Below are 25,850 nucleotides of genomic sequence, written 5' to 3' on the forward strand. Positions count from 1 at the left end.
GAAATCAGATGATGCGGTTGGTTTTGAGATCGCGCAGGAAGCCGCCCCAGCGACGCTCGTAGAACGGGGTGATGTGCTCGGTAATAAAGTGGCTGATACCCTTCTCACCGTTTTTCACCTGACAAATATCAATCGGCTCATCGCCCGGTAGCGTGTCGGTCGCCACGCTGCCCGCAGCCTGAACGATCTCGTCGAAATCGCCATCGGCCTCAATACCGATCAACAGTACCGGCTTTTCGTCCACGCGCTCTTTGATGGAGCAGAGAAACGCGCGCCTGACGGGCTTGAGCGTTTTGAACAGCGTCGTCAGGGAATCAATCATCTGCGCGGGCGGCTCGGCCACCTCAGACAGCAGCAGCGTTTCACCCCCTTCCAGCACTTCCTGGGTGCTGAGCGGGTTGCCCTCTTCACCTATCAGGTGGCTGATTTCACGCGGCGTGAACTCTTTCCCGGTCGGCAATTTAGCGTTGAGGAACAGCGTCTGGCCCAGCGTCATTTCAAACAGGGTACGCACCGGCATTACCACGAACGCCTGTTCGTCTTCTACCGCTTCCTGCAGGGCTTCCAGCGAAGTAAAGAACGGGATCACCGACGTGCCGTCATCTTTCTCCCAGTGCAGCAGATCCAGCGCGCTGTCTTCGACAACCTGCTCACCTTCCGCCGCGGTGCCCGGCACCCAGACGGTGGATTCCAGCAGCGTGCGGAAAAAAGCCGGACGGTGGGCGGGCTCGGTCGCAGCCTGCTCCAGCAGGGTTTCTAATTCGTTTTTGGTATCTGACATAGTTTGGCTACTTCAAAAAACGCCGGGTGGCGCTTCGCTTACCCGGCCTACAAAACCGTAGGTCCGTGCAAGCGCAGCGCCGCCGGGCAATATGATGACTCCGAAGGCGCGCGTAAGCGTAGCGCCACCCGGCTAAAAAGATTACTCAGCCGTCAGCAGGTTCGCCACGGTACGCACGCCCAGTCCGGTTGCGCCCGCAGACCACTGCTCAACCGCGGCTTTACGGTACGTTGCGGAGCAGTCGATGTGCAGCCAGCCTTCATGATAATTCTCAACGAAGTGAGACAGGAAGCCTGCCGCGGTGCTTGCGCCCGCCGGGTACGCCGCGCTGGCGGTATTGTTCAGCTCGGCAAAGTTGGACGGCAGCTGGCTGCGGTGGAACTCGGCCAGCGGCAGACGCCAGAACGGTTCATTTTCAGCAGCGGCGCTTGCCAGCAGGCGAGCGGCCAGCTTGTCGTCGAAGCTGAACAGCGCATGGTAGTCGTTACCCAGCGCGGTTTTCGCCGCGCCGGTCAGGGTCGCCATATCGATAATCAGCTCTGGCTTCTGGGCAGACGCGTCGATCAGGCCATCGGCCAGCACCAGACGGCCTTCGGCGTCGGTGTTCATCACTTCGACGTTTTTGCCGTTGCGATAGCGAATGATGTCGCCCAGCTTGAAGGCATTACCGCTCACCATGTTGTCCGCGCAGCACAGGTACAGCTTCACCCGCTTGTTCAGACCGCGGGTGATGGCAAACGCCAGCGCGCCGGTGATGGTGGCCGCGCCGCCCATGTCGGACTTCATGGAGTCCATGAACGCGCTCTGCTTCAGGCTGTAGCCGCCGGTGTCGAAAGTGATGCCTTTACCTACCAGGCAGGCAAAGACAGGAGCGTCTTTATCGCCGGTTGGGTTGTAGTCCAGCGCCAGCAGCACTGGTGGACGCTCAGAACCACGGCCCACGGTGTGGATACCCATGTAGTTCTGCTCGCGCAGGTCTTCACCCTTGGTGATGCGGTAGGACATCTTGTCGCCCGCCACGCCGCACAGCAGGTCAACCGCGCGCTGCGCCAGCTGCTCAGGGCCTAACTCTTCCGCCGGGGCGTTGATGGTGTCGCGCACCCAGTCGATAATTTGCAGGCGGCTTTCAAGCTCTTTCTGACCAGCGGCATCAAGGTTCGCCCACTCAATTTTGCGGGTGCCTTTCGGCCCTTTGTAACCCGCCCAGAACGCCCAGCTGCGGTCGGTGTCCCAGCCTTCGCCTTCCAGCGAGACATGCTTAATGCCCAGACCGTCAATTTTACGCGCGGCGCGCTGGATCAGGCCCAAATCATCGTTGCCCGTCAGGTGCAGGGTAATACCGTCGTTGTTGATGCTGTAGCTGGCTTTCTCGCCCCAGCGCGCGTCGGCGGGCTGCGTAGAGAGCGTAATCTTCATCGCTTCGGTCATTTTATTTTTCCTTATTAGCAACTAGCAAACGGGCCGCCTGAAGGCAGCCCGTTTTGTTATTTATTCTGCTTCATCTAACCAGACTAACAGAATCGCCTCCAGAATTTTTTCATTGGATGCGTTTGGATCGTCGTCGAAATCCTCTAAATCGCAGATCCACTGGTGCATGTCGGTGAATCGTACGGTCTTCGGATCGAGATCCGGGTTCGCGTCGTAGAGCGCTTCGCCGATTTCACGGCTGTCTGTCCACTTCAGTCCCATATCAATGCTCGCGTGCGTGGTTGATGGTGTAACGTGGGAATTCCACGACCAGATCTTCATCGGTCACCGCAGCCTGGCAGCTCAGGCGGCTGTCTGGCTCCAGACCCCATGCTTTATCCAGCATGTCGTCTTCGTCTTCGGTGCTCTCGGCAAGAGAGTCAAAACCTTCACGCACGATGCAGTGGCAGGTGGTGCAGGCACAGGATTTCTCACAGGCGTGTTCCACTTCGATACCTGCACGCAGGGCAACATCGAGAATGGTTTCACCGGTCTTCGCTTCCAGAACAGCGCCATCCGGACAGAGGTCCGCATGAGGCAAAATTACAATCTTTGGCATATTAAACCTCGTCCACGGACTGGCCTTTCAGCGCGACGCGGACAGATTTGTCCATGCGGCGAGCAGCAAAGTCCTGGGTTTGTTTATCAACGTTTTTAATGGCTTCTTCTATTGCGTCAGCGTCATTGCCTTCAGCGACCACGCTTAAGCGCGCGGCCGCTTCGTCAATCACCTGACGCTCAGCGGCGCTGAGCAGCGCGGCGTCGGCAGCGAGCGCGCCGGTCAGGCTTTCCAGCACGCGTGCGGCTTCCACTTTTTGTTCCGCCAGCATACGCGCCTTCACATCCTGCTCGGCGTAGCTCATTGAGTCCTGAATCATGGAGGCGATTTCGCCATCGGTCAGGCCGTAGGACGGCTTCACCTGAATGGACGATTCCACGCCGGTGGATTTTTCCATCGCCGTGACGCTCAGCAGGCCGTCGGCATCCACCTGGAAGGTGACGCGAATATGCGCCCCGCCCGCAGGCAGCGCCGGGATACCGCGCAGCGCAAAGCGCGCCAGAGAGCGGCAGTCCTGCACCAGCTCGCGTTCGCCCTGCATTACGTGGATGGACATCGCGGTCTGGCCGTCTTTGAAGGTGGTGAACTCCTGTGCGCGCGCCACCGGAATGGTGGTGTTACGCGGGATCACTTTCTCCACCAGGCCGCCCATGGTTTCTAACCCCAGCGACAGCGGGATGACGTCCAGCAGCAGCATTTCGCTGTCCGGCTTGTTGCCGACCAGAATATCGGCCTGGATTGCGGCGCCCACGGCAACCACTTTGTCCGGGTCGATGGAAGTCAGCGGCGTGCGGCCAAAGAATTCGCCCACGCGCTCGCGCACCAGCGGCACGCGGGTCGAACCGCCTACCATGACCACTTCCAGCACCTCGTTCGCCTCAACGCCCGCATCTTTCAATGCGCGACGGCAGGCCAGCAGGGTGCGTTTCACCAGCGGGGCAATCAGATCGCTGAACTGGTCGCGGGTGATGTCACCCTGCCAGCCCGCAACGTTTACGGTAACCGTCTGCGCATCGCTCAGGGCGATTTTGGCGTCAATAGCCGCATCCAGCAGCTCGCGCTGTACGCGGGCATCGCTGCGATCGCTGATGCCCGCCTGCTCGCGAATGTAGTCCGCCAGCAGATGGTCGAAGTCATCACCGCCCAGCGCGGAATCCCCGCCGGTCGCCAGCACTTCAAATACCCCGCGGCTCAGGCGCAGGATTGAAATATCAAAGGTACCGCCGCCGAGATCGTAAACCGCAATGACCCCTTCCTGACCGGAGTCGAGGCCGTAGGCAATCGCCGCCGCCGTCGGTTCGTTCAGCAGACGCAGCACGTGCAGGCCCGCCAGACGCGCGGCGTCTTTGGTGCCCTGACGCTGTGCATCGTCAAAGTAGGCAGGAACGGTGATCACCACGCCGTCCAGATCGCCACCGAGCGTTGCCGTAGCGCGCTCAGCCAGCGCTTTGAGAATGTCAGCAGAAACACGAATCGGGTTCAGCAGACCGGCCGCAGTCGCAATCATCGGCAGGCCGTTTTCACTGGCCTGCAGCTGATACGGCAGATGCGGGTAGCGGGTCTGAATATCGGCCAGCGAGCGGCCCATCATGCGCTTGACGGAGCTGATGGTGTTGGCCGGATCGCGCGCGGCGTTGGCGCGGGCGTCATAGCCGACCGCGTGACCCTGCTGCTGGTAGTGGACCACGGAAGGCAGCAGATGGCGGCCCTGCTCGTCAGCCAGCGTTTCCGCCTGGCCGCTGCGCACGGTCGCCACGAGGGAATTGGTGGTGCCCAGATCGATACCCACCGCCAGACGACGCTGGTGCGGTGCGGCACTTAAGCCAGGCTCACTAATTTGTAATAAGGCCATAATTGCTTCCGAAATTAAAAATCGAGCAGCTTTTCTTCGAGTTGTTCAGCACTGCTTCGCAGTTTATCGAGAAAACGGAGTTTGCGCACAGTATCTGCCGCCACGTCCCAGGTCTCGTTGTTCAGTTGCTCCACCATCTGCTGATGGCGGGTATCGAACATGCCCTTCACGCGCGTGATAAAGCTTTCCAGACGCGCTTCGTCTTTGGCCTGTTCAATCTCATCGAGCTCTTCGCGAAGCTCCAGCTGCTCCATCAGAAACGCCGTGTCACGCACGGTGTGCTGTTCGCTCGCCAGATCAAAACCGTGGAGCGAGAGCAGATATTCAGCGCGCGCCAGCGGATGGCGCAGCGTCTGCCAGGCCTGGTTGATGGTGGCAGAGTGAGAAACCGCAGCCAGCTGCTCTGCCTGAGTACCGCTCGCGAATTTGTCCGGATGGTACTGACGCTGCAGATCCTGAAAACGGATCGTCAACGCCTGGAGATCAATCGGGTATTGAGCGGGTAGTCCGAAGAGAGTGAAGTAATCCATAACAATCTCAGGGGTAGCCTGTTAAAACAAACCCCACGCGTAGCGGGTAACGCCACGGTGGGGTTTCGGATGACGCGCGGTTAAACGTGGAAGCTTTCGCCGCAACCACACTCGTCTTTGACGTTCGGGTTCGTGAATTTGAACCCTTCGTTCAGGCCTTCTTTAACGAAGTCCAGCTGAGTGCCGTTGAGGAATTGCAGGCTTTTGCCATCGACCACCACCTTCACGCCCTTGTCTTCAAACACGGTGTCGTCAGACGCCGGTTCGTCAACAAACTCCAGTACGTAAGCCATACCAGAACAGCCGGAGGTACGTACGCCCAGTCGCAGGCCAAAGCCTTTACCACGGTTCGCCAGAAAAGAGCTTACTCGCGCGGCAGCGCTGTCGCTAAGGGTAATCGACATACTCAAACCTCAATTATTTTGCTTCACGTTTGCTTTTGTAATCCGCAATGGCGGCTTTGATCGCGTCTTCTGCCAGAATTGAGCAGTGAATTTTCACCGGTGGCAGTTCGAGTTCTTCAGCAATATCCGTGTTCTTGATTGCCTGTGCTTCGTCCAGAGACTTGCCCTTCACCCATTCGGTGACCAGGGAGCTGGACGCGATAGCAGAACCGCAGCCGTAGGTCTTGAAGCGCGCGTCTTCAATGATACCTTCATTGTTGACTTTAATCTGCAACTTCATCACGTCGCCACACGCCGGCGCACCGACCATGCCGCTACCAACAGATTCGTCACTGTTGTCAAAAGAGCCAACGTTGCGTGGGTTTTCGTAATGATCGATGACTTTTTCGCTGTATGCCATGATTGAATTCTCCTTGTGTACCGATTAGTGATGTGACCATTCAATGCTGTTAAGATCCACGCCCTGCTTGAACATTTCCCACAGTGGAGAAAGGTCGCGCAGACGGCCAATGGAGTTGCGAACCAGCTTGATGGTGTAGTCAATCTCTTCTTCGGTAGTGAAACGACCTAAAGAGAAACGGATAGAGCTGTGTGCCAGCTCGTCAGTCATACCCAGCGCGCGCAGCACGTAGGATGGCTCAAGGCTTGCAGAGGTACAGGCAGAACCGGAAGAAACCGCCAGGTCTTTCAGCGCCATGATCAGCGACTCGCCTTCAACATAGTTGAAGCTGACGTTGAGGATGTTCGGTGCGCCCTGCTCGAGATCGCCGTTCAGATACACTTCTTCCATATCTTTCACGCCGTCCCACAGACGGTTACGCAGCGTGCGCAGGCGTGCCATCTCGGTTTCCATCTCTTCTTTTGCAATGCGGTAGGCTTCGCCCATGCCCACGATCTGGTGAACAGGCAGCGTACCGGAACGCATGCCGCGCTCGTGACCGCCACCGTGCATCTGTGCTTCGATGCGGATACGTGGTTTACGACGCACGTACAGCGCGCCAATCCCTTTCGGGCCATAGATTTTGTGGCCGGAGAAGGACATCAGGTCAACTTTCAGCTGGCTCAGGTCGATAGGCAGTTTGCCCACGCTCTGGGTCGCGTCCACGTGGTAGATGATACCGCGCGCGCGGCACATTTCGCCGATGGTCGCGATGTCTTGTACCACGCCGATTTCGTTGTTGACGTGCATGATGGAGACCAGAATGGTGTCATCACGCATAGCCGCTTCGAGCTCTTTCAGATCGATGATGCCGTTGCTCTGTGGCGCCAGATAGGTGACTTCATACCCTTCACGCTCCAGCTGACGGCAGGTGTCCAGCACGGCTTTGTGTTCGGTTTTGCTGGTGATGATGTGCTTGCCTTTTTTCTGATAAAAGTTGGCTGCACCTTTGATCGCCAGGTTGTCGGATTCGGTCGCACCAGAGGTGAAAACAATCTCACGCGGGTCGGCACCCACCAGGTCAGCAATCTGATTACGGGCGATATCAACCGCCTCTTCAGCATGCCAGCCAAAACGGTGTGAACGGGAAGCTGGGTTACCAAAGTTTCCGTCCAGGGTCAGACACTGCATCATTTTCTCGGCAACACGCGGGTCCACCGGCGTGGTTGCGGAGTAATCGAGATAAATCGGTAATTTCATTGCTCTTTAAACTCCGTACATCGCTTCAATGCAAGGAATCAGGCAACCGGCTGGATGTACGACCGAGTACACGGGGCGAGTCTTCGCCCCGGCCTGATTCTGAAATACTTATCGTTTTATTACGCGCGCAGTTTGACGTCGATAGCGTCCTGCGCGCGGGTGCTGCGTTGGGAATCCTGACTGTGCTGACGACCAGAGACATCCAGAACTTCCTGGTTATTGACCAGTTCACCCAGGGTGATGTTGTTCAGGAAGCCGGTGAGACGGTCGCTCAGATCGCGCCACAGCGCGTGGGTCAGGCACTTATCGCCGCCCTGGCAGCCGCCTTTACCCTGGCAACGGGTCGCGTCAACGGATTCGTCAACTGCGCTAATCACTTCACCAACTGCAATACTGCCCGCGTCTTTACCCAGCAGATAACCGCCGCCTGGGCCACGAACGCTGGAAACCAGTCCATTTTTACGCAGTCTGGAGAACAGCTGTTCCAGATAAGAGAGGGAGATCCCTTGTCGTTCAGAAATATCAGCCAACGGAACCGGGCCCGCTTCGGAGTTGAGCGCAACGTCCAGCATCGCGGTCACGGCATAACGCCCTTTAGATGTCAGTCTCATGTCTTACTTAACCTCAAACTCGCCCCTGCCCGGGGTTTTTTATAGTAAAATGGGGTATTGCATAGCAGGGCCAAGTCTGACATTCCTGACTAAAATGGTCAACTATTTACTTGACTGTTTTAGTCAGGTATTTAACCTTCTGTGCCTTCATAATACAGGTGCGGCCTGATGCCCTCACCCCGCCCCTCTCCCACCGGGAGAGGGAGAAAACAAACCGGCACTACTCTTTATTCTTCTGCTCAATCGACGCCAGGATCCCGCGCAGGATGTTCAGTTCCTGGCTTTCCGGACGCGCGCGGGTAAACATGCGGCGCAGCTTGTTCATTACCTGGCCCGGGTGGCCTTCACGGATAAAGCCGGTTGAGAGCAGCGTCTGCTCCAGGTGACCGTAGAAACGCTCAAGGTCGTCCACCAGCGGGTAAGCAGTCTCTTCTTTCGGCTCGACCTCTTTTTCCTGCGTTGCCAGCCACGCCATACGGACTTCGTAAGCGATAACCTGCACCGCCATCGCCAGGTTCAGCGAGCTGTACTCCGGGTTTGCCGCAATCGCGACGTGATAATGACACTTCTGCAGCTCGTCGTTGGTCAGGCCAACGCGCTCGCGGCCAAACACCAGCGCAACCGGCGCCTGTTCTGCCTCCGAGACACTTTTCAGGCCGCATTCACGCGGATCGAGCATTGGCCACGGCAGCGTGCGCGAACGCGCGCTGGTACCCACAACGAGGCTGCAGCCGGCCAGCGCTTCGTCAAGGGTGTCGACGATCTGGGCATTGCCGATCACGTCGCTGGCCCCGGCCGCCAGCGCGATAGCCTGCGAGTCGGGTTTCACCAGCGGGTTAACCAGCCACAGGTTCGTTAAGCCCATGGTTTTCATAGCGCGGGCAACGGAGCCCATGTTGCCGGTGTGCGATGTTTCGACCAGCACGATTCGAATGTTTTGCAGCATAATTTTTAATGTCTGAATTCAGCGTCTGAAGAATATTCGGGCATATTATCATAAACGGGAGACATAATCCGATCCCGCTGCTATACTCTGCGCCGATTTTCCTGTTCTTTAACATCCAGTGAGAGAGACCGATGCATCCGATGCTGACCATCGCCGTACGCGCAGCGCGCAAGGCGGGTAATGTAATTGCCAAACACTACGAAACGCCAGACTCCGTAGAAACCAGCCAGAAAGGCAGCAATGATTTCGTGACGAACGTCGATAAAGCCGCAGAAGCGATTATTATCGAAACGATCCGCAAATCTTACCCACAGCACACCATCATCACCGAAGAAAGCGGTGAACATGAAGGTACCGATCAGGATGTTCAATGGGTTATCGATCCACTGGATGGCACCACCAACTTCGTCAAACGCCTGCCACACTTCTCTGTGTCTATCGCAGTACGCATTAAAGGCCGTACTGAAGTCGCCGTTGTGTACGATCCAATGCGTAACGAACTGTTCACCGCGACCCGCGGTCAGGGCGCACAGCTGAACGGCTACCGTCTGCGCTGCAGCAACGCACGCGATCTGGACGGCACCATCCTGGCGACCGGTTTCCCGTTCAAGGCAAAACAGCACGCGACCACCTATATGAATATCCTGGGCAAACTGTTCACCGAATGCGCGGACTTCCGTCGCACCGGTTCTGCTGCGCTGGATCTGGCCTATGTTGCCACCGGCCGCGTTGACGGTTACTTCGAACTCTCACTGAAGCCATGGGATTTTGCAGCGGGCGAGCTGATCGCGCGTGAAGCAGGCGCCATTGTTTGCGACTTCACCGGCGGCCATAACTATCTGTCTACCGGCAACATCGTTGCGGGTAACCCACGCGTTGTTAAAGCCATGCTGGCAAACATGCGTGATGAACTGAGCGATGCGCTGAAGCGTTAATCCCGGTAATTCCCTCTCCCTGTGGGAGAGGGAATTAAAACTAAAACGGCCGCAATCCCCTTCCCACCGGCACCGCACTCATCCACATCGTTACCGCCGCTACCAGCAGAATCACCCCGCCCGCCAGCGCAAGCGTTGTCCATCCTACCTGTCGCCACAGCACCGGCGTTTTATTGCCGCTGAGTTTGACCGCCAGCTGACGGAAGCTGTGTACCAGCAGCGCTAAAGACGAAATGGTGAGAGAGGTTCCTGCCGCCATCGCCAGCGCGGACAGCATGCCCCAGCCGAACACGCCGATCACCTTACTGAACAGCAGCACCATGATGGCACCCGAACACGGGCGCATGCCCATAGAGAGAACAATCACCAACCGCGCGCGCCAGTCGTCACCGTTCTGTAATTGTTCCTGCGTGGGCAAATGCTGATGTCCGCAGCCGCAGTTTTCATCATGAACGTGGTGCGGCGTAAAGGTTTTGAATTTCGGCTTTTGCAGCAGCACGCGCAGCTTTTTCAGCGCCCGCCAGCAGAGGATCAGCCCCAGCAAACCCACCAGCGCGTAGCTCCCTTTTTCAAGCCAGAAGCTGCTCAAGTGCAACTGGCGCGCGGGAAGCTGTAACAGCGAAAGCACGACCACCACGAGCGCAATCGCCACGCCGCCCTGAAGCAGCGAGGAGGCCAGCGTCAGGCCGATACTCGATTTCAACTTTGACGGATGGGTGGCGAGCCAGGTCGTGATGACGATTTTGCCGTGCCCCGGCCCCAGGGCGTGCAGAACGCCATAGACAAAACTGAACGCCAGCAGGGAACCACCCGCTTTTGTCGGGTTCTCCGCCACCGCCTTCAGCAGACCGCTCATCTGCTGGTTGACCTCACGCTGCCAGATAATGCTTTTCATCATGACCTGCGGCCAGGCCTGCCACAGCCACAGCGCACCGCCAGCTGCTAACAGTAAAAAGAGCGCCAGCGGCCAGAGGTGCAGCCAGCGGCGCGGTTTCCGAACCGGAGAGGAGATCACTGACATTGTAACGTCACCTCCTGCGCAAACTGTTTACCCAATTCCATATCCTCGGGCGGTGCATCTTCTTTATCAAGCGAGACCGCAAAGTTCAGCGTCTCTTCGCTGGGTTTGGGGGTGTGCACGCCAATTTTGCAGCTTTTTTGCAGCGCGTCCGGCAGCCGTACGTCGCTGTCTTTGTCATAGCGCATGTCAACATAGTAGGTAGGGTCAAAGGTGGAAAAGCGGTACGTTTGCCCCGCCAGCGGCTGCGGATGCGCCAGCGGAAGCACGAACGTCAGCACCGCCTGGTGCCCTTCACGCGTCATCCCGTATTCCGTGGGTCGGTTCAGAAATTTGACCTTTTGCCCGTTGTGCCAGAATTCAGTGAAGTAGTGCTGGCCGAGCACGTTGGCCATTACTTCCGCCGCCAGCTTTTTCCAGATTTCATCGCCGGGCTTCGCATTTCCCGCATCGTAGAGCAGATCGGCCGAGGTGATTTCATCCATCGTCCAGCGCATTTTCAGGCCGCTCAATTGCGTGCCGTCGGTGACCAGCTCGGTTTTGATGTCAATAAAGCTGTGAGGGTGTGCGCTGGCGGTTAAGCTGATAACCGCCAAAAATAACGCCATCGCACATTGTTTAACTGTTTGCATCAATTCCTCACGTCAAAAATTCTGTGATGTTCCCCAGCAATCCTGAGTGAAAGGCCTGCCGGCGCGCTTTTCAGCGCTCATCCTTTAGCTATTCTTATCAAACATTCACACTGGATACCTGACAGATGATGACGACGCTTGAAATTCCATCTGTGCTTTCCAGTTCGCAGCGCCGCTGCCAGGTGCTTTTAATGCTTTACCTGCCCGATGCTGCCGTCACCGCACAGAGCATAATCGCTGCCAACGGCGTGGACGACGCGATGGCACGGCAAGATATAGCCGAGACGCGCGATGAAATCCAGCGCTATCACCGGCTGGATATCGTCACGCACCACGACGGCTGCTACCGGATTGAAGGCACAGCCCTGAATCAGCGTTTATGCCTGCTGCACTGGCTGCGCCGGGCGCTGCGGCTTTGCCCGCAGTTCGTCTCGCACCAGTTTACCCCCGCATTAAAAACCGCGCTTAAACAACACGGCATTGCGCGTCCGCTTTACGACGATGCGAACCTGCGGGCGCTGATCGGCTTCTGCTCACGCAAGCTCCAGCGCCAGTTTGAATGCCGCGACGTCCAGTTTTTACAGCTTTATCTGCAATACTGCCTTATTCAGCACCAGCTCGGGAATACGCCGAAGTTTTCCCACGTTCAGCGCAGCTGGACCCAGTCGAGAGGGGAGTATTTTACGGCCCAGGAGATCGTGCGCCACTGGAGACGGCGCGTCCCGCAGGGTGCCCACGGGGATGAACAGCTGTTTCTGGCGCTGCTGTTTATGATGCTCCGCATGCCCGATCCGGTGCTTGATAAGCACCAGCAGGATCAGCGTCTACGTCGGGCCATCGTGCGCATGGTGGCCCGCTTTCGTTCCCAGACCGGGATGAACTTCAGCGATGAACAAGGGCTGACCGATCAGCTGTATATCCATCTGGCTCAGGCGCTGGACCGTTCGCTGTTTGAGATCGGCATCGACAATAACCTGCCGGAGGAGATCCACCGCCTTTATCCCCGACTGTTACGCACCACGAAAGAGGCGCTGTTTGAGCTGGAGGCGGAATTTGGCCTGCGTTTTTCCGATGAAGAGATGAGCCTCGTGGCGGTGATTTTTGGTGCCTGGCTGATGCAGGAGACTGACCTGCATGAAAAACAGGTGATCCTGCTGACGGGAGACGATAAAGCCAGCGAGGAGCGGATTGAACAGCAGCTTCGCGAGCTGACGCTGCTGCCGCTCAACATTCGCTACCTGACGCTGCAGGCCTTTCAGAAAGAGGGGGCACCGCGCGAGGCCGCGCTGGTTATCACCCCCTACCCTACAGCCCTGCCGCTGTTCTCGCCGCCGCTGATCCATGCCGTTGAGACATTGAACGCGCAGCAGCAAGAACATATTCGCGCCATGCTGGAATCATAGCGACGCGCGGGCGGCCACTTTAGGGCGAACAACGATGGCGGGCAAGGCGACCAGCGCCATCACCCAGAAGACGCCGTGCCCCAGATGCTGATAGAGGAACCCCGCAAACACCGTCATGATCGCGATACTGCCCCCCATTGCCACTGCCGAGTAGACGGCCTGCAGGCGAATCACGTCCCCGCCCTCACGCGCAGCGATATAGCGCATGGCTGCCAGATGGCACACGGTAAAGGTGCCGCAGTGAAGAATTTGCGCCACAATCAGCCACGGCAGATCGGTCGTCCAGCCCATAATCCCCCAGCGCGCCACCCCACACACGGCGGAAAGCAGCAGCAGGTCACGCGCGCCAAAGCGGCGGAACAGTTTTTTGCTCAGGGCAAAGATAATGACTTCGGCCACCACGCCCAGCGACCACAGATATCCCACGGCGGAAGCGGAATACCCTGCCCCCTGCCAGTAGATAGCGCTGAAGCCATAGTACGCCGCATGTGCCCCCTGAAGGAGGCACACGCACGCCAGAAAACGCCAGCTCTGTGCGACCAGGCTCCGCCATGCGGGCCAGCCGGCGCTCTCCTGATGGCGGCTTTCCCCTTGTGGCATCACCGACGGTCGCAGCAGCATGCCCAGCAGCATCGAGGCAATACCGATGCTCAGCAGGGCAAGAATGGCGCGATAATCGTAAAGGCTGACCAGTTTGCCCACCAGCGCCGAGCCAATCACAAAGGCGATAGAGCCCCACAGGCGCACGCGACCATAGTCCATGGTGATCTGCTTTTGCCAGGTGTTCGCCAGGGCATCCGTCAGCGGCACCAGCGGTGAGAAGAACAGGTTAAAGCCGACCATCACCACCATCAGCCAGGCAAACTGGTGGCTGACCCAGAAGCAGGCCACAAAGACCAGGGTCAGCAGAGCAAGAATGCGCACGGCCTTGATCAGTAAGGAGGGATCGCTGACGCGCGGGGCAATCAGCAGGCTGCCGAGGAAACGCGCCACCAGCCCGGCCCCCAGCAGGACGCCGATGGTCTCGGGCGTCAGGCCGATACCCTTGAGCCAGACGCTCCAGAAGGGCAGAAAAATGCCGTAGCTAAAGAAATAGGTGAAATAACTGAGCGCCAGCCAGCGCGTGGAATGCAAGACCATGAATCCCTCCCGAAATCGAGGCCATAGTCTGGCGAGAATATAAAAATTAAGCAAGTAGATAGCCTGCTATAAATTAACGAAAAATTAACATCTTGTGCAGTCGCCTGGCTTATGGCAGGGAATGGAAATATGTATTACGTTTAAATTACTCCACTTGCAGAGGTTTTCTGCCATGAACTCACTACGTTATCTCGATTTCGGTCAGTCGCGTCACCTGCTGCTGTTGATCGGCCGCATCGCACTTGTCGTGCTGTTTATTATCTTTGGTTATCCAAAACTGACGGGATTTAGCGGCACCGTACAATACATGACCTCGCTGGGAACGCCGATGCCCATGCTGGCGGCCATTATTGCGGTGGTGATGGAAGTACCTGCCGCCATTCTGATCGTACTGGGCTTTTTCACCCGTCCTCTCGCGGTACTGTTTGTGTTCTACACCCTCGGAACGGCGGTGATTGGGCATCACTACTGGGATATGACCGGTGATGCGGTCGTACCGAATATGATTAACTTCTACAAGAATATCAGTATTGCTGGCGCCTTTATTTTGCTGGCGATTGTTGGTCCCGGCGCGATTTCCCTTGACCGGCGTTAAGCCATAAAAAAAGGCCGCAAGCGCGGCCTTTTTTATTTCTGCAAAGCAGAGGAATTATGCGTATACCGGGAAGCGTGCGCAGATATCCAGAACTTTACCTTTGACGCGCTCGATAACCGCTTCGTCATTGATGTTGTCCAGAACGTCACACATCCAGCCAGCCAGCTCTTTCACTTCCGCTTCTTTGAAGCCGCGGCGAGTCACGGCCGGAGAACCGATACGGATACCGGAGGTCACGAACGGGCTCTTCGGATCGTTTGGCACGCTGTTTTTGTTCACGGTGATGTTGGCGCGGCCCAGGGCAGCGTCAGCTTCTTTACCGGTCAGGTTCTTATCAACCAGATCCAGCAGGAACAGGTGGTTTTCAGTACCGCCGGATACCACTTTGTAGCCACGGTTCAGGAACACTTCCACCATCGCTTTGGCGTTCTTGGCAACCTGCTGCTGATAAACCTTGAACTCAGGCTCCATCGCTTCTTTCAGCGCTACCGCTTTTGCCGCGATAACGTGCATCAGTGGGCCGCCCTGCGCGCTTGGGAACACCGCGGAGTTCAGTTTTTTGTACAGCTCTTCGTCACCGCCTTTCGCCAGGATCAGGCCACCGCGTGGACCCGCCAGGGTTTTGTGGGTGGTGGTGGTCACAACGTGAGCGTGTGGAACCGGGTTCGGGTAAACGCCTGCGGCGATCAGACCCGCAACGTGCGCCATGTCAACGAACAGGTAAGCACCGATGCTGTCTGCAATTTCACGCATTTTTGCCCAGTCAACGATACCGGAGTAAGCAGAGAAGCCACCGATGATCATCTTCGGTTTGTGCTCTTTAGCCTGCTTCGCCATGTCTTCGTAGTCAATTTTACCGGACTCATCGATACCGTAAGGGATGATGTTGTACAGTTTGCCGGAGAAGTTAACCGGGGAGCCGTGAGTCAGGTGGCCGCCCTGCGCCAGGTTCATACCCAGAACGGTATCGCCCGGCTGCAGCAGCGCGGTATAGACCGCGAAGTTAGCCTGAGAGCCAGAGTGCGGCTGCACGTTCGCGTAGTCAGCGCCAAAGAGTTCTTTCGCACGGTCGATAGCCAGTTGCTCAACGATATCAACGTACTCGCAACCGCCGTAATAGCGTTTGCCAGGGTAACCTTCAGCATATTTGTTGGTCAGCTGAGAACCCTGCGCCTGCATAACGCGCGGGCTGGTGTAGTTTTCGGAGGCGATCAGTTCGATGTGCTCTTCCTGACGTACTTTTTCCTGCTCCATAGCCTGCCACAGTTCGGCATCATAATCGGCAATGTTCATTTCACGCTTTAACATCCGCATCTCCTGACTCAGCTAACAAGTAAATTTTGGCCTGAAAAGGCAGTCCTGTTGGACGACGGGCAACAGTATAACTGATTAGTTCTGTGATAACAGGTCTTGACAAACGATTTTACGCAAACGTTTTCCTACCCGCCACGCAAGGGTTTGAGGAATAAAGCTCTCGCCCTTTCCAGCGGATTTCTTTTCAGGTTTGTGATGCATATTTTTCATCTTGCAAAGAACCATTTACAACGCAGGGGTATTTTTTATAAGATGCATTTAAAATACATCATTAAAGTAACATCAGAAGGACGCGCTCATGCTCGACGCTCAAACCATCGCTACCGTAAAAGCCACCATTCCTCTGTTGGTGGAAACCGGCCCTAAACTCACCGCCCATTTCTACGATCGCATGTTCACGCACAACCCGGAGCTCAAAGAGATATTCAACATGAGCAACCAGCGTAACGGCGATCAGCGCGAAGCGCTGTTCAACGCCATCGCGGCCTACGCCAGCAATATTGAAAACCTGGCTGCACTGCTGCCCGCGGTGGAAAAAATCGCGCAGAAGCACACCAGCTTCCAGATCCAACCCGAGCAGTACAACATTGTGGGCGGCCACCTGCTGGCGACGCTGGACGAGATGTTCAGCCCGGGCCAGGAGGTGCTGGACGCGTGGGGTAAAGCCTACGGCGTGCTGGCAAACGTGTTTATCAACCGTGAAGCACAGATCTACAGTGAAAACGCCAGTAAGAACGGCGGCTGGGAAGGCACGCGGGCGTTCCGCATCGTCGAGAAAACCCCGCGCAGCGCATTGATTACCAGCTTTGAGTTTGAGCCGGTGGACGGTCAACCGGTGGCCGATTACCAGCCTGGCTGGTATCTGGGCGTGTGGCTGAAGCCAGAAGGCTTCCCGCATCAGGAGATCCGTCAGTATTCTCTTACCCGCAAGCCAAACGGTAAAGGCTACCGCATTGCGGTGAAGCGTGAGGACGGCGGTCAGGTTTCCAGCTGGCTGCACAACGAAGCGAACGTGGGCGACGTGGTCCATCTGGCCGCGCCGGCGGGTGATTTCTTTATGGCCGTTGAAGCAAACACCCCGGTTACGCTGATCTCTGCGGGCGTCGGCCAAACGCCAATGCTGGCGATGCTCGATACGCTGGCGAAATCTCGCCACGGCGCGCAGGTTAACTGGTTCCATGCCGCCGAGAACGGCGATGTACACGCCTTTGCGGAGGAGGTGAAAACGCTCGGGGCGTCCCTGCCGCGCTTTACCGCGCACGCCTGGTATCGCCTGCCGACGGAGGAAGACCGCGCAGCTGCCCGCTTTGACAGCGAAGGTCTGATGAATTTAAGCCAGATGGAAGGGGCGTTTAGCGCGCCGGACATGCAGTTCTACATCTGTGGGCCGGTGGCGTTTATGCAGTATGCCGCTCAGCAGCTGGTTGAGCTGGGCGTGAACAAAGACAGCATTCATTACGAATGTTTCGGGCCGCATAAGGTGCTGTAATGAAAAAGCCCCTCGTTCGAGGGGCTTTTTTTCGCCGGGTGGCGGCTGCGCCTTACCCGGCCTACAAAACCGTTGGCAATGTTAAATCGCGGCGTCGTCTTCTTCGCCGGTACGGATACGGATCACGCGCGCCACGTCAAAGACGAAGATTTTACCGTCGCCAATTTTGCCGGTTTGCGCGGTGCGGATAATGGTATCCACACAGGTATCAACGATATCGTCGCTGACCACGATTTCAATTTTCACTTTCGGCAGAAAGTCGACCATGTACTCTGCGCCACGGTAAAGCTCGGTGTGGCCCTTCTGACGACCAAAACCTTTCACTTCCGTCACGGTCATCCCGGTGATGCCGACTTCCGCCAGAGCTTCACGCACATCATCCAGTTTGAAAGGTTTAATAATCGCATCAATCTTTTTCATGGTGGGTCCTTAAACTCTTGCCTGTAAGCTGCCTCGTAATCGATTGCTCACAGTACCATACGGCATTACTCTTTAAAATCGTTTGCTTCCAGCTCGTGGCGCGACAGCAGCTTGTAGAACTCGGTGCGGTTGCGTCCGGCCATGCGCGCGGCGTGGGTCACATTGCCTTTGGTGATCTGCAATAGCTTGCGCAGATAGTTGAGCTCAAACTGATTCCGCGCTTCGGCAAACGTCGGCAGCGCCGTGTTTTCCCCTTCCAGCGCCTGCTCCACCAGCGCGTCGCTGATGACCGGTGAAGAGGTCAGCGCCACGCACTGCTCAATCACGTTGACCAACTGACGCACGTTGCCCGGCCAGCTTGCGGCCATCAGCCGCTTCATTGCATCGGTGGAAAACGCGCGCACGAATGGTTTATGGCGATCGGCCGCCTGGCGTAAAAGGTGGTTCGCCAGCAGCGGAATGTCTTCCGCACGCTCCGCCAGCGCCGGGATCTTCAGGTTCACCACGTTCAGGCGGTAGTAGAGATCTTCACGAAACTCGTTGCGGGCCATCACTTTCGGCAGATCGCGGTGGGTGGCGGAAATAATTCGCACGTTAATATCAATGTCGCGGTTGCTGCCCAGCGGGCGAACTTTGCGCTCCTGCAACACGCGCAGCAGCTTAACCTGCAGCGGCGCGGGCATATCGCCAATCTCGTCCAGGAACAGCGTGCCGCCTTCCGCGGCCTGGAACAGCCCTTCCCGGCTGCTTACCGCCCCGGTGAATGCCCCGCGGGCGTGACCAAACAGTTCAGATTCAAGCAGCTGCTCCGGGAGCGCGCCGCAGTTAATCGCAATAAAGGCGTTCTTGCTGCGCGGGCTGGCGTTATGGATCGCCTGGGCCAGGATCTCTTTCCCGGTACCGCTCTGGCCGTTGATGAGCACGCTGACGTCGGACTGCGCCACCATCCGGGCCTGTTCAAGCAGACGCAGCATCACGGGGCTGCGGGTGACGATGGACTCCCGCCACGCTTCATCCCCCGCCGGGACGGCGTGTTCCAGCGCGCTGTCGATTGCCTTATACAGCGCGTCTTTATCTACCGGCTTGGTCAGGAAGCTGAATACTCCCTGCTGCGTCGCGGCAACCGCATCCGGGATCGACCCGTGCGCCGTCAGGATAATCACGGGCATACCCGGCTGCTGCTTCTGGATCTCCGCGAACAGCTGCAGGCCATCCATTTCGTCCATCCGCAGGTCGCTTATCACCAGATCGATTTTCTCGCGGCTGAGGATCTTAAGCCCCTCCATCCCGCTTTCCGCGGTCACGACGCTGTAGCCTTCACTCACCAGACGCATGCCCAGCAGCTTTAACAGCCCGGGATCGTCATCCACCAGTAACAGATGGGCAGGTTTACGGCTCGTCATGCTTCACATCCTCTTGTTTCGGCGTATCGCTGTCCGGTGCCGCAGATGAACTCCCCGGCTGATATTTGCGCGACGAGAGCTGCCTTTCGATATCGGTCAGGTTTTCCAGCTTACGCGTTGTGGTATCGAGCTGCGTACGTAAATGTTGCTGCTGCTGACGCAGCGTATCAAGCTCGCTGTCGGTTGACTGTTGCAGCTTGCTGTAGCGGGAGCGCTCTTCAGACAGCTGAAGCTGTAATGTCTGCCCATCGCGCCAGAGCTGGTATACCGGGCGTACCTGCACGGGAAGATTGACCACGAACGTGTCCAGTCGGGTCACGTTGGCGCGCCGTTCGACGGGGGTGATTTTCGCATCAGCCAGCAAAATGCCGCGCTTGAAAGCGTCCTGCCAGGTGTCGTCATCCAGCATCGCCGCCTTCGAGCGAGCGTCTACCGGGGCCAGACGCTGGGCGCAATCTATTCCACGCAGCCAGAACAGCGGGTTGCTTTCAACGTCATGACCTGACAGGTTCCAGATATCGTCACAGCGGGTTGAGAGGAAATCGGCCAGCTGGTTATCGGGCCATTTATCTTCTTGTTTATCGCTAATTGCACTTTGTGGCGCATGGGAAACACACCCTGCCAGAAATAAACAGGGCAGGCTCAGGCGAAGCGTGTTGCGGGAAAACACCGCGCGTACGGCGCGGGAAAAGACGTGTGACATACTCACCAGACATAGATTCATTTTATTGATTTTTCCGGCTCAGGGGCAGTTCAATACGGAAGCAAACATCCGAACGTTCGTCCGTGGCAATGTTTAGCTCACCCTGCATGCGTCGTATGCAGTCCCGGGCGATGCTCAAGCCCAGACCACTGCCTTTCACCGCACCTTTCCGCTGATGACTCCCCTGGAAAAAGGGCTCGAAGATCATGGTTTTTTCGTCATCGGGTATCGGGGTGCCGGTGTTAGCGACGTCTATAAACACCCGGGAACCCTTCGTATAACTTCGGATATAAATGTTACCGGATTCAGTACCATAGTGCACCGCATTGGAATAAAGATTATCCAGCACGCTCATTAAGAGCATGGGTTCAGCGAGACAGGTCGGCGCATTCAGTTCTACACCGGTATGCATCATTTTAGCTCTTGCTGGCAAGCTATGGGCGGATATCACCATATCCACCAGCGGCTCAATCTCAACGTTTTCCAGTACGACCGCCCCGTCAGCCAGCTTGCGGTTGTAATCCAGCAGTTGCTCAATCAGCTTTTGCAGATTGCGGCTGCTGTTATCCAGGATCTCGACAATTTCTTTCTGTTCTGGCGTAAGGGGTCCTGCCACTTCGTCCGCCAGCAGCTCCGTCCCTTCGCGCATGCTGGCCAGCGGCGTTTTAAGCTCATGGGAGATATGGCGCAGGAACTGATGACGCTGTGATTCAAGCCACGCCAGGCGCTCGGACAGCCAGATAATGCGCTGGCCTACGGATCGCAGCTCGCGCGGACCTTTAAAGGCGACCGTATCTCCGAGCGATTTCCCTTCACCCAGGCGGTTGATCATCCGCTGAATGCCCTTCACCGGGCCGATGATCATGCGGGTAAAGAGCAGAACCAGCCCGAGGCTCACGAGGAACAGCACCAGCGCCTGCCAGCCGAAGAACTGGCCGCGCTCGGCAATCTCCTGCTGGAGCTGCTGGCCGCGAGAGAAAATCACCGTGCGCGTTGACTGCACCATCTCGGTGTTGGCGCTGGCAAAAGCTTCAAGACGCGCGGCGGCGGCGGCATCCGGGCCGCTGTTACTGCACTGTAGCTGCGCAAGATCGTTTAAATCCTGACGTAACGCCTGATAGAGCTTGTCGTCAGGCAATACGCCGGCGTGGGCGTCCAGCATTTCGCTATAGCGCTTGCGCTGACTCTGATACACCTTTTCCAGCGTCCGATCGTCAAGCACGCAATACTGACGATAGCTACGTTCCATCTCCAGCGCGGCGTTGGTCATCGCTTCACTGCGTCTGGCGTCGATGAGCGTCGTGCGGTTGGTCAAAGCCGCCTGCGCGCTCAGCGCGTTCAGACTTTGCCACGCCTGCCAGGCAAGGATCAGCAGCGGCAGCAGGATCAGCAGGAAGGCCATCATGACAAGCTGTCGCAGGGAGCGGGGAAAAACGGGCCAGCGTTTCAACGCATTACTCTCTTAATGGGGGTTTACGCAGAGCGTAACTGAGTCTGCCCTTCAGATACAACAAAGCCGGGTAAAAACCCGGCTTTGTCATGGAATGAGGCGGTGCCTAACTCGACGTTTCGCCCTGGCCTGATAAAGCATCGCTATGATCAGTAGTTGGACGGCAGGCACCTTTTTGTGCGTCATTCGAAGTTTATGTAGCGCGTCCCGAAGGGGCTGACATAAGAAGGTGAATGAGCCACTGGTTAATATTATGCAACACCCGTGCCAGAACGCAAAACAAAATATTAACACATTGAAATATATAACTTTTACTTGTTAAACCTGTTAATTATCGGTTGAATGATTTCCAGGCTAAGTGTCGCTATTAAGCAACACCTTAATGGGAACCTTTACTGCCATATATAAATCAATAAGTTAAATGTCTCCTTTTGGAGACACTCAAACCAGAGGGTTGTCGCGATTTTGCGACAGAGACAAAAAAGCCCGGTAGCGCTCACGCTTACCGGGCCTGCAGGTGTTGCCTAAAACTTAACCCAGCTGTTTACGCGCGTTGCGGAAGATACGCATCCACGGGCTGTCCTCGCCCCAGTTTTCAGGGTGCCAGGAGTTGCTCACGGTGCGGAACACACGTTCCGGGTGCGGCATCATGATGGTCGCACGACCGCTTTCGCTGGTCACTGCCGTAATACCGTTGGCGGAGCCGTTCGGGTTGGCCGGGTAGGTTTCCGTGACCTTGCCGAAGTTATCGACAAAGCGCAGCGCCACCAGACCTTTGCTCTCCAGCTGAGCCAGATGCGCGGCATCACGCACTTCTACCTGACCTTCGCCGTGGGAGACCGCGATTGGCATCTGTGAACCGACCATTCCCTGCAGCAGCAGAGACGGGCTTTGGGTCACTTCCACCAGGCTGAAGCGCGCTTCGAAGCGGTCAGACTGGTTACGCACAAAGCGCGGCCAGGCTTCGCTGCCCGGGATCAGTTCACGCAGGTTGGACATCATCTGACAGCCGTTACACACGCCCAGCGCCAGGGTCTGCGGACGGTGGAAGAAGGTTTCGAACTCGTCACGCACGCGGCTGTTGAACAGGATGGACTTCGCCCAGCCCTCGCCCGCGCCCAGCACGTCGCCGTAGGAGAAGCCGCCGCACGCCACCAGCGCCTGGAAATCTTCCAGACCGGTACGTCCGGCCAGCAGGTCGCTCATGTGAACGTCGATAGCGTCAAAGCCCGCGCGGTGGAAGGCAGCCGCCATCTCAACGTGGGAATTAACGCCCTGCTCGCGCAGCACGGCCACTTTCGGACGCGCGCCGGTCGCAATGTACGGCGCGGCAATGTCTTCGTTGATGTCGAAGGAGAGCTTCACGTTCAGGCCTGGATCCTGGTCATTGGCCTTCGCGTTGTGCTCCTGATCGGCACATTCCGGGTTATCACGCAGGCGCTGCATCTGCCAGGTGGTTTCCGCCCACCACATGCGCAGCGTGGTGCGGCTTTCGCTGAACACGGCGTGACCGTCTGCTTCAATGACGAAGCGGTCGCCCTGAACGGCTTTACCCAGATAGTGCACGCAGTCTGCCAGACCGTGCTTCGCCAGAATCGCTTCAACCGCGTCGCGATCTGCCGCGCGCACCTGAATCACGGCGCCCAGCTCTTCGTTAAACAGCGCCGCCAGACGGTCTTCGCCCAGCGTTGCAATGTTGGCTTCAACCCCACAGTGGCCGGTGAAGGCCATCTCTGCCAGCGTCACCAGCAGGCCGCCGTCGGAACGGTCATGGTAGGCCAGCAGCTTACGCTGCGCCACCAGCGCCTGGATGGCGTCGTAGAAGCCTTTCAGCTGCGCCACGTCGCGCACGTCGGCTGGCTTGTCGCCGAGCTGACGGTAAACCTGCGCCAGAGCGGTGGCACCCAGCGCGTTGTTGCCTTTACCCAGGTCAATCAGCAGCAGGGCGTTGTCTTCGGTGGAAAGCTGCGGCGTAACGGTATGACGCACGTCTTCCACGCGGGCAAACGCGGTAATCACCAGCGACAGCGGAGAGGTCATCTCGCGCTGCTCGCTGCCTTCCTGCCAGCGGGTTTTCATCGACATGGAGTCTTTACCCACCGGAATGGTCAGGCCGAGAGCAGGACACAGCTCCTCGCCCACCGCCTTCACGGCTTCATACAGGCCTGCATCTTCGCCAGGGTGACCGGCAGCGGCCATCCAGTTTGCGGAGAGTTTGATACGTTTGATGTCGCCAATCTGCGTCGCGGCGATGTTGGTCAGCGCTTCACCGACCGCCAGACGGGCAGAGGCCGCGAAGTCCAGCAGCGCCACCGGGGTACGTTCGCCCAGCGCCATCGCTTCGCCGTAGTAGCTGTCGAGGCTCGCGGTGGTCACGGCGCAGTTCGCCACCGGGATCTGCCACGGGCCAACCATCTGATCGCGCGATACCATACCGGTCACGGTACGGTCGCCGATGGTCACCAGGAAGGTTTTCTCAGCAACAGCCGGCAGGTGCAGCACGCGATTAACTGCTTCAGCTACGGTAATGCCCTGGCGATCCAGCGCTTTGCCCGCCGCTTTACGGGTTGTTACGTCGCGGGTCATCTTCGGCGTTTTACCGAGCAGAACGTCGAGCGGCAGATCGATAGGCTGGTTGTCGAAATGGGTGTCGCTCAGAGTCAGGTGCTGCTCTTCGGTCGCTTCACCGATGACGGCATACGGCGCGCGCTCGCGGCGGCACAGCTCGTCAAACAGCGGCAGCTGGTCCGCGGCAACCGCCAGCACGTAGCGCTCCTGGGATTCGTTACACCAGATTTCCAGCGGGCTCATGCCCGGCTCATCGCTCAGGATATCGCGCAGGTTGAAACGACCACCGCGGCCGCCGTCGCTCACCAGCTCCGGCATGGCGTTAGACAGACCGCCCGCGCCCACGTCGTGGATGAAGAGGATCGGGTTAGCGTCGCCCAGCTGCCAGCAGCGGTCGATCACTTCCTGGCAGCGACGCTCCATCTCAGGGTTGTCACGCTGCACGGAGGCGAAATCGAGATCCGCGTCAGACTGGCCGGAGGCCATAGAAGAGGCCGCACCGCCGCCCAGACCGATGTTCATCGCCGGGCCGCCGAGCACGATCAGCTTCGCGCCGACGACGATCTCGCCTTTCTGCACGTGATCGGCACGGATGTTGCCGATCCCGCCCGCCAGCATGATCGGTTTGTGGTAGCCGCGCAGCTCTTCGCCGTTGTGGCTGTCCACTTTCTCTTCATAGGTACGGAAGTAACCGTTCAGCGCCGGACGACCAAATTCGTTGTTAAACGCCGCGCCGCCCAGCGGGCCTTCAGTCATGATATCCAGCGCAGTCACAATGCGATCTGGCTTGCCGAAATCCTCTTCCCACGGCTGTTCAAAGCCCGGGATACGCAGGTTGGAAACGGAGAAACCGACCAGACCCGCTTTTGGTTTTGCACCACGACCGGTCGCCCCTTCGTCACGGATTTCACCGCCGGAGCCGGTCGCCGCACCCGGCCACGGGGAGATCGCCGTCGGATGGTTGTGGGTTTCCACTTTCATCAGGATATGCGCGGGCTCCTGATGGAAGTCATAGCGCCCTGCTTCGCGATCGGCGAAGAAGCGGCCCACCTCGGAACCTTCCATCACCGCGGCGTTGTCTTTATAGGCAGACAGCACGTGGTCAGGGGTTTGCTCCATGGTGTTTTTGATCATTTTGAACAGCGACTTTGGCTGCTGTTCGCCGTCAATAATCCAGTCGGCATTGAAAATCTTGTGGCGGCAGTGCTCAGAGTTTGCCTGCGCGAACATATAGAGTTCGATGTCGTTCGGGTTACGGTTGAGCTTAACGAACGCATCCTGCAGGTAGTCGATTTCGTCTTCTGCCAGCGCCAGGCCGAGACGCAGGTTGGCGTCAATCAGCGCCTGACGGCCCTGCCCCAGCAGGTCTACGCTCTGTACCGGCGCAGGCTGATGGTGAGAGAAAAGCTTCTGCGCGTCATCGAGAGAGGCAAATACGCTCTCCATCATGCGGTCGTGCAGTTCAGCCGCAACCGCCTGCCACTGTGCTTCGCTCAGGGTAGAGGCTTCCACGTAGTACGCCACGCCGCGTTCCAGACGGTTAATCTGGCTCAGGCCACAGTTGTGGGCGATGTCGGTGGCTTTGGAAGACCAGGGGGAGATGGTGCCCGGACGAGGCGTCGCAAGGATCAGTTTGCCGGTTGGCGTATGGCTGCTCAGGCTTGGGCCATACTTGAGCAGGCGTTCCAGCTGTACGCGCTCCTCTGCATTCAGGGGGGCATTCAGGTCAGCAAAATGGACATACTCAGCGTAAATATTGCTTACCGGAAGGTCGGCCGCCTGAAAACGTGCCAGCAGTTTAGTGATACGGAAGGCAGACAGTGCAGGCGAACCACGCAGAATTTCCATCATAAGTCTCTCGTCTTCGAAGCGCCGGGGCGCTTACAGTGTGCGCAAGGGGGGAAAACGGGCGTCATTATAGAGAATCCTGAGCGCCGACGAAACCGTTTGCGTCGAAATAAAATTTGCACAGAGATTTAACAATAGATGTG

Annotated in this window: 24 protein-coding genes; 4 read left to right on the top strand and 20 right to left on the bottom strand. The window is 57.5% G+C overall.

Going from position 1 to position 25,850, the window contains the following annotated elements; genetic code table 11:
- Window positions 1-4: 4 nt before the first annotated feature.
- The 11 genes from sseB to trmJ form a co-directional block, all read right to left on the bottom strand.
- On the bottom strand, window positions 5-781 hold the full coding sequence (gene sseB / locus AC0TOY_RS13910) for an enhanced serine sensitivity protein SseB (protein ID WP_407821044.1): 777 nt from the start codon (window positions 779-781) through the stop codon (window positions 5-7).
- A gap of 141 nt (window positions 782-922) precedes the next feature.
- Complete coding sequence (gene pepB, locus AC0TOY_RS13915; RefSeq protein WP_157189590.1) at window positions 923-2,209, bottom strand: aminopeptidase PepB; 1,287 nt, start codon at window positions 2,207-2,209, stop codon at window positions 923-925.
- Window positions 2,210-2,269: 60 nt separating this feature from the next.
- A complete protein-coding gene (gene iscX / locus AC0TOY_RS13920) occupies window positions 2,270-2,470 on the bottom strand; it encodes a Fe-S cluster assembly protein IscX (RefSeq protein WP_003860650.1) in 201 nt (66 codons plus the stop codon).
- A gap of 1 nt (window position 2,471) precedes the next feature.
- Window positions 2,472-2,807 carry an ISC system 2Fe-2S type ferredoxin gene (gene fdx, locus AC0TOY_RS13925; RefSeq protein ID WP_003860652.1) on the bottom strand — a complete coding sequence of 112 codons (336 nt, stop codon included), beginning with the start codon at window positions 2,805-2,807 and terminating at the stop codon, window positions 2,472-2,474.
- A 1-nt stretch (window position 2,808) separates the two neighbouring features.
- Entirely contained in the window at window positions 2,809-4,659 is a 1,851-nt protein-coding gene (gene hscA, locus AC0TOY_RS13930; protein WP_024908643.1) for a Fe-S protein assembly chaperone HscA, read from the bottom strand.
- A 14-nt stretch (window positions 4,660-4,673) separates the two neighbouring features.
- Window positions 4,674-5,189: a co-chaperone HscB gene (gene hscB, locus AC0TOY_RS13935; protein ID WP_024908642.1), complete on the bottom strand. Its 516-nt coding sequence runs from the start codon at window positions 5,187-5,189 to the stop codon at window positions 4,674-4,676.
- Between the two features lie 80 nt (window positions 5,190-5,269).
- The gene (iscA, locus tag AC0TOY_RS13940; RefSeq protein ID WP_003860659.1) at window positions 5,270-5,593 is read right to left on the bottom strand and encodes an iron-sulfur cluster assembly protein IscA; all 324 of its coding nucleotides are present in this window, start codon (window positions 5,591-5,593) and stop codon (window positions 5,270-5,272) included.
- Between the two features lie 13 nt (window positions 5,594-5,606).
- A complete protein-coding gene (iscU, locus tag AC0TOY_RS13945; RefSeq protein ID WP_003860661.1) occupies window positions 5,607-5,993 on the bottom strand; it encodes a Fe-S cluster assembly scaffold IscU in 387 nt (128 codons plus the stop codon).
- 24 nt (window positions 5,994-6,017) lie between these two features.
- On the bottom strand, window positions 6,018-7,232 hold the full coding sequence (gene iscS / locus AC0TOY_RS13950; RefSeq protein ID WP_008502157.1) for a cysteine desulfurase: 1,215 nt from the start codon (window positions 7,230-7,232) through the stop codon (window positions 6,018-6,020).
- Between the two features lie 119 nt (window positions 7,233-7,351).
- On the bottom strand, window positions 7,352-7,843 hold the full coding sequence (gene iscR, locus AC0TOY_RS13955; protein ID WP_024908641.1) for a Fe-S cluster assembly transcriptional regulator IscR: 492 nt from the start codon (window positions 7,841-7,843) through the stop codon (window positions 7,352-7,354).
- A gap of 220 nt (window positions 7,844-8,063) precedes the next feature.
- Window positions 8,064-8,789: a tRNA (cytosine(32)/uridine(32)-2'-O)-methyltransferase TrmJ gene (gene trmJ, locus AC0TOY_RS13960; RefSeq protein WP_024908640.1), complete on the bottom strand. Its 726-nt coding sequence runs from the start codon at window positions 8,787-8,789 to the stop codon at window positions 8,064-8,066.
- 131 nt (window positions 8,790-8,920) lie between these two features.
- On the opposite strand from trmJ, the gene suhB reads away from it, so the two are divergent.
- A complete protein-coding gene (gene suhB / locus AC0TOY_RS13965) occupies window positions 8,921-9,724 on the top strand; it encodes an inositol-1-monophosphatase (protein WP_024908639.1) in 804 nt (267 codons plus the stop codon).
- 40 nt (window positions 9,725-9,764) lie between these two features.
- Here the strand turns inward: suhB and AC0TOY_RS13970 are convergent, their stop codons facing one another.
- Window positions 9,765-10,745, bottom strand: a complete 981-nt coding sequence (locus AC0TOY_RS13970) for a nickel/cobalt transporter (protein ID WP_048991346.1) — start codon at window positions 10,743-10,745, stop codon at window positions 9,765-9,767.
- Window positions 10,736-11,374, bottom strand: coding sequence for a DUF1007 family protein (locus AC0TOY_RS13975; RefSeq protein ID WP_148769408.1), 639 nt, complete (start codon window positions 11,372-11,374; stop codon window positions 10,736-10,738). Before AC0TOY_RS13975 ends, AC0TOY_RS13970 begins: the two co-directional genes overlap by 10 nt.
- A gap of 125 nt (window positions 11,375-11,499) precedes the next feature.
- On the opposite strand from AC0TOY_RS13975, the gene csiE reads away from it, so the two are divergent.
- Window positions 11,500-12,777 carry a stationary phase inducible protein CsiE gene (gene csiE / locus AC0TOY_RS13980; protein ID WP_473721962.1) on the top strand — a complete coding sequence of 426 codons (1,278 nt, stop codon included), beginning with the start codon at window positions 11,500-11,502 and terminating at the stop codon, window positions 12,775-12,777.
- Here csiE and AC0TOY_RS13985 read toward each other — a convergent pair.
- Entirely contained in the window at window positions 12,772-13,917 is a 1,146-nt protein-coding gene (locus AC0TOY_RS13985) for a 3-phenylpropionate MFS transporter (protein ID WP_008502163.1), read from the bottom strand. The two genes, csiE and AC0TOY_RS13985, sit on opposite strands and share 6 nt — an antisense overlap.
- 172 nt (window positions 13,918-14,089) lie before the next feature.
- Here AC0TOY_RS13985 and AC0TOY_RS13990 point away from each other — a divergent pair, with 172 nt between their 5' ends.
- Window positions 14,090-14,512, top strand: a complete 423-nt coding sequence (locus AC0TOY_RS13990; protein WP_024908634.1) for a DoxX family protein — start codon at window positions 14,090-14,092, stop codon at window positions 14,510-14,512.
- A 54-nt stretch (window positions 14,513-14,566) separates the two neighbouring features.
- On the opposite strand, the gene glyA is transcribed toward AC0TOY_RS13990, so the two are convergent.
- The gene (gene glyA, locus AC0TOY_RS13995) at window positions 14,567-15,820 is read right to left on the bottom strand and encodes a serine hydroxymethyltransferase (protein WP_008502165.1); all 1,254 of its coding nucleotides are present in this window, start codon (window positions 15,818-15,820) and stop codon (window positions 14,567-14,569) included.
- Between the two features lie 304 nt (window positions 15,821-16,124).
- Between glyA and hmpA the strand changes: the two genes are divergently transcribed.
- Window positions 16,125-17,315 carry an NO-inducible flavohemoprotein gene (hmpA, locus tag AC0TOY_RS14000; protein WP_473721963.1) on the top strand — a complete coding sequence of 397 codons (1,191 nt, stop codon included), beginning with the start codon at window positions 16,125-16,127 and terminating at the stop codon, window positions 17,313-17,315.
- Between the two features lie 81 nt (window positions 17,316-17,396).
- Here the strand turns inward: hmpA and glnB are convergent, their stop codons facing one another.
- The 5 genes from glnB to purL form a co-directional block, all read right to left on the bottom strand.
- Entirely contained in the window at window positions 17,397-17,735 is a 339-nt protein-coding gene (gene glnB, locus AC0TOY_RS14005) for a nitrogen regulatory protein P-II (protein ID WP_003860685.1), read from the bottom strand.
- Between the two features lie 65 nt (window positions 17,736-17,800).
- On the bottom strand, window positions 17,801-19,138 hold the full coding sequence (gene glrR / locus AC0TOY_RS14010; RefSeq protein ID WP_267215171.1) for a two-component system response regulator GlrR: 1,338 nt from the start codon (window positions 19,136-19,138) through the stop codon (window positions 17,801-17,803).
- Window positions 19,125-19,862, bottom strand: coding sequence for a two-component system QseEF-associated lipoprotein QseG (gene qseG / locus AC0TOY_RS14015; RefSeq protein WP_024908631.1), 738 nt, complete (start codon window positions 19,860-19,862; stop codon window positions 19,125-19,127). Before qseG ends, glrR begins: the two co-directional genes overlap by 14 nt.
- 1 nt (window position 19,863) lies before the next feature.
- Window positions 19,864-21,291 carry a two component system sensor histidine kinase QseE/GlrK gene (qseE, locus tag AC0TOY_RS14020; protein WP_024908630.1) on the bottom strand — a complete coding sequence of 476 codons (1,428 nt, stop codon included), beginning with the start codon at window positions 21,289-21,291 and terminating at the stop codon, window positions 19,864-19,866.
- Between the two features lie 531 nt (window positions 21,292-21,822).
- The gene (purL, locus tag AC0TOY_RS14025; protein WP_473721964.1) at window positions 21,823-25,710 is read right to left on the bottom strand and encodes a phosphoribosylformylglycinamidine synthase; all 3,888 of its coding nucleotides are present in this window, start codon (window positions 25,708-25,710) and stop codon (window positions 21,823-21,825) included.
- Window positions 25,711-25,850 lie beyond the last annotated feature (140 nt).

This window comes from Enterobacter sp. PL_is379 (genome assembly GCF_055817355.1).

Coding starts and splice junctions, on each gene's coding strand:
- sseB (WP_407821044.1), bottom strand. CDS start 781: ATGTCAGATACCAAAAACGAATTAGAAACCCTGCTGGAGCAGGCTGCG.
- pepB (WP_157189590.1), bottom strand. CDS start 2,209: ATGACCGAAGCGATGAAGATTACGCTCTCTACGCAGCCCGCCGACGCG.
- iscX (WP_003860650.1), bottom strand. CDS start 2,470: ATGGGACTGAAGTGGACAGACAGCCGTGAAATCGGCGAAGCGCTCTAC.
- fdx (WP_003860652.1), bottom strand. CDS start 2,807: ATGCCAAAGATTGTAATTTTGCCTCATGCGGACCTCTGTCCGGATGGC.
- hscA (WP_024908643.1), bottom strand. CDS start 4,659: ATGGCCTTATTACAAATTAGTGAGCCTGGCTTAAGTGCCGCACCGCAC.
- hscB (WP_024908642.1), bottom strand. CDS start 5,189: ATGGATTACTTCACTCTCTTCGGACTACCCGCTCAATACCCGATTGAT.
- iscA (WP_003860659.1), bottom strand. CDS start 5,593: ATGTCGATTACCCTTAGCGACAGCGCTGCCGCGCGAGTAAGCTCTTTT.
- iscU (WP_003860661.1), bottom strand. CDS start 5,993: ATGGCATACAGCGAAAAAGTCATCGATCATTACGAAAACCCACGCAAC.
- iscS (WP_008502157.1), bottom strand. CDS start 7,232: ATGAAATTACCGATTTATCTCGATTACTCCGCAACCACGCCGGTGGAC.
- iscR (WP_024908641.1), bottom strand. CDS start 7,843: ATGAGACTGACATCTAAAGGGCGTTATGCCGTGACCGCGATGCTGGAC.
- trmJ (WP_024908640.1), bottom strand. CDS start 8,789: ATGCTGCAAAACATTCGAATCGTGCTGGTCGAAACATCGCACACCGGC.
- suhB (WP_024908639.1), top strand. CDS start 8,921: ATGCATCCGATGCTGACCATCGCCGTACGCGCAGCGCGCAAGGCGGGT.
- AC0TOY_RS13970 (WP_048991346.1), bottom strand. CDS start 10,745: ATGTCAGTGATCTCCTCTCCGGTTCGGAAACCGCGCCGCTGGCTGCAC.
- AC0TOY_RS13975 (WP_148769408.1), bottom strand. CDS start 11,374: ATGCAAACAGTTAAACAATGTGCGATGGCGTTATTTTTGGCGGTTATC.
- csiE (WP_473721962.1), top strand. CDS start 11,500: ATGATGACGACGCTTGAAATTCCATCTGTGCTTTCCAGTTCGCAGCGC.
- AC0TOY_RS13985 (WP_008502163.1), bottom strand. CDS start 13,917: ATGGTCTTGCATTCCACGCGCTGGCTGGCGCTCAGTTATTTCACCTAT.
- AC0TOY_RS13990 (WP_024908634.1), top strand. CDS start 14,090: ATGAACTCACTACGTTATCTCGATTTCGGTCAGTCGCGTCACCTGCTG.
- glyA (WP_008502165.1), bottom strand. CDS start 15,820: ATGTTAAAGCGTGAAATGAACATTGCCGATTATGATGCCGAACTGTGG.
- hmpA (WP_473721963.1), top strand. CDS start 16,125: ATGCTCGACGCTCAAACCATCGCTACCGTAAAAGCCACCATTCCTCTG.
- glnB (WP_003860685.1), bottom strand. CDS start 17,735: ATGAAAAAGATTGATGCGATTATTAAACCTTTCAAACTGGATGATGTG.
- glrR (WP_267215171.1), bottom strand. CDS start 19,138: ATGACGAGCCGTAAACCTGCCCATCTGTTACTGGTGGATGACGATCCC.
- qseG (WP_024908631.1), bottom strand. CDS start 19,862: ATGAATCTATGTCTGGTGAGTATGTCACACGTCTTTTCCCGCGCCGTA.
- purL (WP_473721964.1), bottom strand. CDS start 25,710: ATGATGGAAATTCTGCGTGGTTCGCCTGCACTGTCTGCCTTCCGTATC.